The organism is Immundisolibacter sp. (assembly GCF_028696615.1).
GTDB lineage: Bacteria > Pseudomonadota > Gammaproteobacteria > Immundisolibacterales > Immundisolibacteraceae > Immundisolibacter.
In genome coordinates this window covers 1-7,585 of sequence record NZ_JAQVGQ010000131.1, presented here as the reverse complement: position 1 = coordinate 7,585, position 7,585 = coordinate 1, and the positions used below count along the sequence as shown (strand labels likewise).

The window sequence follows — 7,585 nt, the reverse complement described above, 5'->3', positions numbered from 1 at the left end:
GCAAACGGGCTGTGAGCGCTGCACGCGCCCGGCGCCTGGCTGGCGCTCAGGGCGGGGTGTCGTCGATCACCGGCGTGCCCGGCCGGCTGCGCGCCAGGCCGCGAAACAGCGCCACCCGGTCGCCGTCGGCGCCGGTCACGGTCACGTCGTAAACACCGCTGCGCGGCCGGCGTTCGACCTCGCGCGCGGTGGCGGTCAGCCGCTCGCCGGCGCGCGCCGGGCGCAGGAAGTCGATGCTGCAATGCTGGGCGACGGTCAGTTCGTTGCCGCTGTTGCAGGCGTAGGCGAACGCCGTGTCGGCCAGGCTGAAGATGAAGCCGCCGTGGCAGATGCCATGCCCGTTGAGCATGGTTTCCTGCACCGTCATGGTCAGCACGGCCTCGCCCGGGCCGCAGTGGCGGACCTCGATGCCTAGCCATTGGGCGGCGCTGTCGCGGGCGTACAGGGCGCGCGCCACGGCGCCGGCCAGCGCGGATTCGGATGGGGACTCTGACATGGCGCACGAGCATAGCACCGGCCTTGCCGGCGACGTCGGCTGGCCGCCCACGCCGGCGCAGGCCATCGCTTTGCAGCGGCAGCTCGCCGGCCGCGTGCGGCAGGTGGACGATGTCGGCACGGTGCGCGCCGTGGCGGGCGTCGACGTCGGCTTTCCAGGCGGGCGGCTGGCGCGGGCGGCGGTGGCGGTGCTGTCGTTTCCGGACCTGCGGCCGCTCGCGCAGGCGATGGCGCAGCGGCCGGTCGATTTTCCCTACGTGCCGGGTCTGCTGTCGTTTCGTGAGCTGCCGGCGGTGCTGGAGGCGCTGGCGCGGCTGCCGGTGCGGCCGGATCTGCTACTGGTGGACGGGCAGGGCCGCGCCCACCCGCGGCGCTTCGGTATCGCCTGTCATCTGGGCGTACTGACCGATTTGCCGTGCATCGGCGTCGCCAAGACGCGCCTTATCGGCACACACGATCCGCTGCCCGATCGGCGTGGCGCCTGGGTGGCGCTGCGCGACGGCGACGAGGTCGTCGGCGCGGTGCTGCGCAGTCGGGCCGGTGTGAAGCCGATCTACGTGTCGGTCGGCCACCGGGTGACGCTCGAGCGGGCGGTCGACTGGGTCATGGCCTGCACCGGGCGTTTTCGCCTGCCGCAGACCACGCGCGTGGCGCATGCCCTGGCCTCGCAGGGTGCGCCGACGGACGGCTGAAAAATACCCGGCGGAATTTTTCTGCATATGCCTAAATCTTCCGTGCCGCGCTCCGATAAGCTGGCCAAACACCGCAGCGCCGCAGGATTGCCATGGCCGCTTCGATCACACCGACGTCAGGGTTGACCATGTCCGAGGCAGACGATTCCGACCGCCGCGCCAGCCGGCGGCGTTCGCGCGACGAGCGTTTGCTGGTGCAGATCGTCAGCGCCGAGGGCGCGCCCGAGCTGGCCGGCGTCACCCTGCCGGCGCGAACCTGCGACGTGTCGGCGGGTGGGCTCGGCTTGTGGCTGGATCGCGCCCTCGAGCCCGGCGTGCGGCTCGAGCTGTGGGTGAACGTGACCGGCCTGCCGGGCAAGTTCTTCTTGTGTGGCGAGGTGCGTTGGGCGCGGGCCGTGCCGCCGGACTACCTGCACGGCATCCAGCTGTTGCCGGTGCCGGGCGACGATCTGGCGCGTTGGCGGCAGTGTTTCGAATGATCGACCATCACCGGATCGCCGCGAGCCGCCGATGAGCGCCTCAACTACCAACGCTCCTGCCGATGGCGCCGGCGGCGGGCCGGCGCGGCTGACGGCGGCGCGCCAGGTTTTCATGGACGCCGTGCAGGCGGCGTTCACGACCATGCTCGGCAAGCTCGACGATGCCTTGTTCGAGCTGGCCCAGTCGGCCGAGGGCGAGCTCGAACGCGGCAATTACTTCGATGCCATCCGCGAGCTGCGCCTGGGCCGCGACACCATCAAAAGCCGTTTCGAAGAGCGCCTGCAGGCCTGCTGGCGCAGCCTGGAGCAGGGCGACGGGCCGCTGCAGCGTCAGTTCGTCGGCCAGCAACGCCACGAGGTGATGGCGCTGACCGCCGCCGCGCGGCGCGCCGAAACCGAATGCGCCGACGCCCTGCGCGAGCTGCGCGACGGCTTGGCGCTGACGGTGGGTGTGCCCGACGGCGACGAGCTCATCGGACCGCGCCAGGTGTTCGCCGCCTTCGAGGCCGCCTGCCGCGACACGCCGGCCGATCCGGCGGTGCGGTTGGTGGTGCTGAAGTTTTTCGAGCGACACGTGGGCGTGGCGCTGCCGGCGATCTACCGTGCCGTGGCCGATGCACTGGCGCCGGCGCGGCTGCCGGCGACGGCGCAGGACCTGCCGGCCGTGGATGCGCAGTGGTCGCCCGCCGACACCAGCACGGCGCCGGCGGATCTGGACCTCAGCGCCCTCATCCAGCGGGCGCTGGTCGGCGATGGGCGCGGCAGCGAGGCGCTGAAGCTGTTGGCCACCCTCGATCAGCACGACACGCCGGGCGCGCGCAGCCGCTCGGCGTCGATCGACCTGGCGCGGGTGGCGACCCGGCCGGTCGAGGCCGCCACCGGCGAGCCGTCGCAGCAGATGGTGCTGGACATGGTGGCGTTGCTGTTCGACAGCCTGTTCACCGACGACAGGGTGCCGGTGTCGGCGCGCTTGCTGATCGCCCGCCTGCAGATACCGTTTCTGCGCCTGGCGCTGCGCGACCGGGCGATTCTGGCGCGGCGCTCGCATTTGGCGCGGCGCTTTTTCGACCAGCTGGTGACCGTCACCCGCGGCTGGCACGAGCCGCTCACGCCGCAGCAGCGCGAGGTGCTGGCTGCCCTGGTCGATTCCGTCGGCGAGGCCTGCATGGACGACCATCGGGCATTCGCGGCGGCGGCCGAGCAGGCCCTCGCCGACCTGCGGGCACTGGCCGCACCGCCGGCGCACGACGCGCCGGCCCGGCAGCCCCACCGCAAGGCGCTGCTGGCGCGCGCCGAACAAGAACTCGCCGAGCGACTGCGGCAGGTTGGCCGCCTGCCCGACCCGATCGAGGCGTTCTTGCGCAGTCACTGGTTGCAGTACCTGGTCGATTGCCTGGAGCGTCACGGCGCCGACGCTTCGCCTTGGCGGCAGGCGCTGGCCACGCTGGATGCCCTGCTGTGGAGTCTCGGTCCCAAACAGGGCGGCGCGCAGCAGCGCCTGGCCGAGCTGCGCCCGCGCCTGGTGCGCCGGCTGCGCCAGGGCATGGATCAGGTGGGGGTGTCCATGTTCGAACAGGAAGCGTTCCTGGAGACACTCGACGACATCCTGGATCGCGCCCAGGCCGGCCAGCCGGTGTGGGACTGGCAGGAAGAGTCGGCCATCGAGGCCCTGCTCGGCCCCGTTCCGGAGCCGGTGGCGGCGAGTATGCCGAGCGTGGTCGAGCTGGGCGCGGTGCCGACGCCGCGCATGAGCCAGGTGGACGCATCGCCGGCACCCGCCGCGGTGGCGGCGGATGAGCCGGCGGAGCAGGTCGTCAGTCTGGATGAGCTGGCGGCCGAGCTCGACGGCATGGAGGTGGCGCCGCTCGAGCTGCCCGCCGCCGCGGCGCCGATGTCGCGCCCGGAGGCGGACGGCGCGCTGCCGCACGCCGGCGCCGAAGTCTGGCGGACCGAGCCTGCCGGCGCGGCGGTTGGGCAGCCGATGGTCGATTCGGCGCTGGCTGCGGGTGAGTCGGTCGACACATCCGAACCGTCTCAGGCGCCGGCGGGCGTCGGCAGTCTGGAGGCGTTGCTGCGCCGCCGCGGGCTGAAACCGTTTGCCCAGGTGGAGGAAGTCGAGATCACCGACCGCGGGGCGCGGATCTGACGGCTGTCAAGGGCGTGTGCGCCCGGCACGCGCAGTGCGGGCGTGACCCTCGCTGCAGCGATCAAAAAAATTCCGGCGCCGGGATTTTTCAGCCTTGTCTGCCGGACGGCGGGCCGGTCACCGCGCCTGCGGCACGCAACGCCGCGATTTCTTGTCCGGTAAAGCCCCAGGCGGCCAGAATGTCGTCGCTGTCGGCGCCGGGCGGTCGCGGGCCGTGGCGCAGCTGCGGCGGCGTGCGGCTGAAGCGCGGCGCCGGCGCCGGCTGCAGCATGCCATCCACCTCGACGAAGCTGCCGCGCGCCCGGTTGTGCGGGTGCTTGGGCGCCTCGGTGAGCGACAGCACCGGCGCGAAACAGGCGTCGCCGCCTTCGAGCAGCGCGCACCATTCGTCGCGGGTTTTGGTCCTGAAGATGCGCGCGAGCTCCTCCTTCAGCGCCGGCCAGGCGCGCGCGTCGTGCTGGTTCCTGAACAGCTCGGGGTCCGCCCCCGTCTCGCGTACCAGCGTGGCGTAGAACTGCGGCTCCATGGCGCCGACCGACACCCACTTGCCGTCGGCGGTCTCGTAGGTGTTGTAGTAGTGGGCGGCGCCGTCCAGCATGTTGCTGCCGCGCTCGTCCCGCCACAGGCCGGCCTGGTGCATGGCGTAGAACATGCCCATCAGCACGGCGCTGCCTTCCACCATGGAGCAGTCGATCACCTGGCCGTGGCCGGAGTTTCGGGCTTCGAGCAGCCCGCAGACGATGCCGAATGCCAGGAACATGCCGCCGCCGCCGAAGTCGCCGACCAGGTTCAGCGGCGGGATCGGCCGGCCGCCTTTCTCGCCGATGCCGTGCAGCGCGCCGGCCAGCGCGATGTAGTTGATGTCGTGCCCGGCGCCCTGCGCCAGCGGGCCGTCCTGACCCCAGCCGGTCATGCGGCCGTAGATGAGCCTGGGGTTGCGCGCCAGACACAGGTCCGGCCCGAGACCCAGGCGCTCCATCACGCCCGGCCGAAAGCCCTCGATCAGCGCGTCGGCCCGTTCGACCAGTTTCAGCACCGTGGCGATGCCGTCCGGGTGTTTCAGATCCACCGCCAGCGACTTGCGGTTGCGGCCGAGGATGTCCGCCCTGGCGCCGCTGAACAGGTTGCCGCCCGGCCGGTCGATGCGGATCACCTCGGCGCCCATGTCGGCCAGCATCATGGCGCACAGCGGGCCGGGTCCGAGACCGACCATTTCGATGACTTTGATGCCGTGCAGCGGGCCCATGCAGTGCTCCTTTTGGGTTTCAGGGAAATGCCGAAGCATCCGGTCGCTGGAATGGTGCCGGTCGCGGCGGCACGCTACAGGGCCACGCCATGGACGGCGAGGGGCATCCTGACCCGGATGGCAGGCGCCGAACGATCTGCGCTTGCCAATCGTCAGGGTTTATCCTAAACGAACGATTGGTACGAATGGGCGTGCCACGGTCGAGGCGCAACGATGGCGACACGCGAGCCAGCGCTGCGCGACAGGCTGCACCGGCCGGCCGGCGGGTTCCCGAAAGACGAGCGGCTGATGGACGAGCTGCCCCGAACCGGCAAGCTGAGCCGCAAGACGCTGCGCGGCCAGCTGGTCACCGCGAACACCTGAGGAGGATATCGTCATGAAAATCGAACCCGTCGTTCCCGGTCGGCGCCCGCCGATCGACTTCGCCGCCTTTCTGGACGTGGACCCCGGCGCCGGGCGCGTGCGCGTGCGCCGCGAGGCGCTGACCGACCCGGCCATCTTCGAGCTCGAGATGCGCCACATCTTCGAGGGCGGCTGGATTTACCTCGCCCACGAAAGCCAGCTGCGCAACCGCTTCGACTTCTATACCGCCTGGATGGGCCGCCAGCCGGTGATCGTGTACCGCAACGGCGAGGGCGCCGTCGAGGTGTTTCTGAATGCCTGCCCGCATCGCGGCACCACCTTGTGCCGCACCCGCCAGGGCAACCGCAAGGGCTTTGCCTGCACCTACCACGGCTGGGCCTTCGACGATCACGGAGAACTCAAATTCGTGCCGCGCCGCGAGGAGGGCTACCCGGCCGATTTCAAGTTCGCCGATTACGGCCTCACGCGCGCCGCGCGCGTGGAGCACTACGGCGGCTTCATTTTTGCCAGCCTGAGCGCGGACGTGCCGCCGCTGCGCGAGCATCTGGGCGATCTCACCGCGATCATCGACATGCTGACCGACCAGGCGCCCGGCGGCTTCGAGGTCGTCAAGGGTTTCAACACCTGCATCTACCGCGGCAACTGGAAGCTGCTGATGGAAAACGGCTCCGGCGACGGCCTGCACCTGCCGTACACGCACAAGACGCTGATGCAGGTGGTGCACCGGCGCGCCGCCGATGCCGCCCGGCAGACCCGCGCCGGCGTCGAGATGGTGCGCCTGGACAAGGCCAACGACCCCGACAACGTCGGCGCCATCTATGGCATGGGCAACGGCCACACGCTGATCCAGTCCGACATCCCCAATCCGGCCGCCCGGCCGAGCTACGTGAATCACCAGGACTACGTGGCCCGCTGGGGCGAGGCGCGCGCCCGCTGGATGACCTCCAAGCTGCGCCAGGTCTGCGTCTACCCCAACCTGTTCATCATCGACCAGCTGGCGTCGCTGATCCGCCACGTGCGCCCGCTGGCGGTGGACCGCACCGAGGTCAGCTATTTCTGCATCGCGCCGGTGGGCGAGGCGCGCGAGCAGCGCATCAAGCGCATGCGCCAGTTCATGGACTTTTTCTCGGTGGCGGGTCTCGGCGGGCCGGACGACAACGTCGAATTCGAGTAGTGTCAGGTCGGCGCGCAGGCCGCCGGCGCGGCCTGGAACGACGCCTCGTTCGGCATGCACGGCGCCTTTGCGGGTCAGGACGACGAGACGCGCGCCGTGGGCGTGCAGCCGCGCCACGGCGGACGCTTCGGCTACGAGGGCAACTGCCTCGAACAGTACCGGCAGTGGGTGCACCTGCTGAATGTCGGCCAGGCGCGCGATTGCGCCGCCGCGCAGGCCTGAGCCATGCCGCAGACCCTGCAGGAAGCCACGTTTGCGGCCGAACAATTGCTGCGCCGCGAGGCCTGGTGTGCGGATCATGGTCGCTGGCAGGACTGGCTCGCGCTGTACGAGCCGGACGCCGTGTACTGGGTGCCGGCCTGGCAGTCCGAGACCGAGCTGGTCAGCGACCCGCTGACCGAGGTATCCATCATCTACATCGACAGCCGCCGCGAACTCGAGCACCGCATCTGGCGCTTCACCAGCGGCGAGTCGGCCGCCTCGACGCCGCTGCCGCGCACCAACCACCTGATCCAGAACGTGCTGGTTCAGGAACGGCGCGCCGACGGCATGCGCGTGTCGGCCAACTGGCTGTCGCACAGCTACCGCGCCGGCGAGCAGTACCTCTACGGCGGCTATTACGACTACGACCTGGTGCAGCGCGGCGAGGAGCTCAAAATCCGCGCCAAGAAAATCACCCTCATCAACGACCGCGTCGACGGTTACGTGGACCTCTACCACCTGTAGTGGGCTGGGAGCGCGGGTGCGCCACCCAGGCACGAGTGGTGGCCCTAGGGAAGCGCCTACGTCTTGACGTCGGGGGGCAGAATGCCCCGGCATGAATCGAGGGCGTAGGCCCTTGATTCATGGAGCGCGGCGCGGGCGTGTACCGCGCGCAGCGTCTCCTTAGCTCCCCACGCCCCTGAAAAGGATTTTTCAACGGCCTGCCAATGTCGCGAACATCACGATCCGCTTGCGCAGCAAGGGCTGGCGCCGCAGGCGGGCGTTCCT

Annotated in this window: 9 protein-coding genes; 7 read left to right on the top strand and 2 right to left on the bottom strand. The window is 70.3% G+C overall.

Going from position 1 to position 7,585, the window contains the following annotated elements:
* Window positions 1-46 precede the first annotated feature (46 nt).
* Window positions 47-496: a hydroxyphenylacetyl-CoA thioesterase PaaI gene (gene paaI / locus PHC73_RS09360; RefSeq protein ID WP_300127046.1), complete on the bottom strand. Its 450-nt coding sequence runs from the start codon at window positions 494-496 to the stop codon at window positions 47-49.
* Between paaI and nfi the strand changes: the two genes are divergently transcribed.
* The 3 genes from nfi (at window position 495) to PHC73_RS09345 (ending at window position 3,812) form a co-directional block, all read left to right on the top strand.
* Window positions 495-1,187: a deoxyribonuclease V gene (nfi, locus tag PHC73_RS09355; protein ID WP_300127043.1), complete on the top strand. Its 693-nt coding sequence runs from the start codon at window positions 495-497 to the stop codon at window positions 1,185-1,187. The two genes, paaI and nfi, sit on opposite strands and share 2 nt — an antisense overlap.
* Window positions 1,188-1,315: 128 nt before the next feature.
* Window positions 1,316-1,666: a PilZ domain-containing protein gene (locus PHC73_RS09350; protein ID WP_300127040.1), complete on the top strand. Its 351-nt coding sequence runs from the start codon at window positions 1,316-1,318 to the stop codon at window positions 1,664-1,666.
* A gap of 31 nt (window positions 1,667-1,697) precedes the next feature.
* Complete coding sequence (locus PHC73_RS09345; RefSeq protein WP_300127038.1) at window positions 1,698-3,812, top strand: DUF1631 family protein; 2,115 nt, start codon at window positions 1,698-1,700, stop codon at window positions 3,810-3,812.
* Between the two features lie 88 nt (window positions 3,813-3,900).
* Here the strand turns inward: PHC73_RS09345 and PHC73_RS09340 are convergent, their stop codons facing one another.
* A complete protein-coding gene (locus PHC73_RS09340; RefSeq protein WP_300127035.1) occupies window positions 3,901-5,058 on the bottom strand; it encodes a CaiB/BaiF CoA-transferase family protein in 1,158 nt (385 codons plus the stop codon).
* Window positions 5,059-5,271: 213 nt separating this feature from the next.
* On the opposite strand from PHC73_RS09340, the gene PHC73_RS09335 reads away from it, so the two are divergent.
* From PHC73_RS09335 to PHC73_RS09320, 4 genes are read left to right on the top strand one after another with little or no spacing between them, the layout of a single operon-like run.
* A complete protein-coding gene (locus tag PHC73_RS09335; protein ID WP_300127033.1) occupies window positions 5,272-5,421 on the top strand; it encodes a hypothetical protein in 150 nt (49 codons plus the stop codon).
* A gap of 13 nt (window positions 5,422-5,434) precedes the next feature.
* Window positions 5,435-6,595 (top strand): aromatic ring-hydroxylating dioxygenase subunit alpha, encoded by a 1,161-nt coding sequence (locus PHC73_RS09330; protein ID WP_300127031.1) that lies wholly within the window; start codon window positions 5,435-5,437, stop codon window positions 6,593-6,595.
* Window positions 6,596-6,649: 54 nt separating this feature from the next.
* The gene (locus PHC73_RS09325) at window positions 6,650-6,817 is read left to right on the top strand and encodes a hypothetical protein (RefSeq protein WP_300127028.1); all 168 of its coding nucleotides are present in this window, start codon (window positions 6,650-6,652) and stop codon (window positions 6,815-6,817) included.
* Between the two features lie 3 nt (window positions 6,818-6,820).
* Window positions 6,821-7,321 (top strand): aromatic-ring-hydroxylating dioxygenase subunit beta, encoded by a 501-nt coding sequence (locus PHC73_RS09320; RefSeq protein WP_300127025.1) that lies wholly within the window; start codon window positions 6,821-6,823, stop codon window positions 7,319-7,321.
* Window positions 7,322-7,585: the final 264 nt, after the last annotated feature.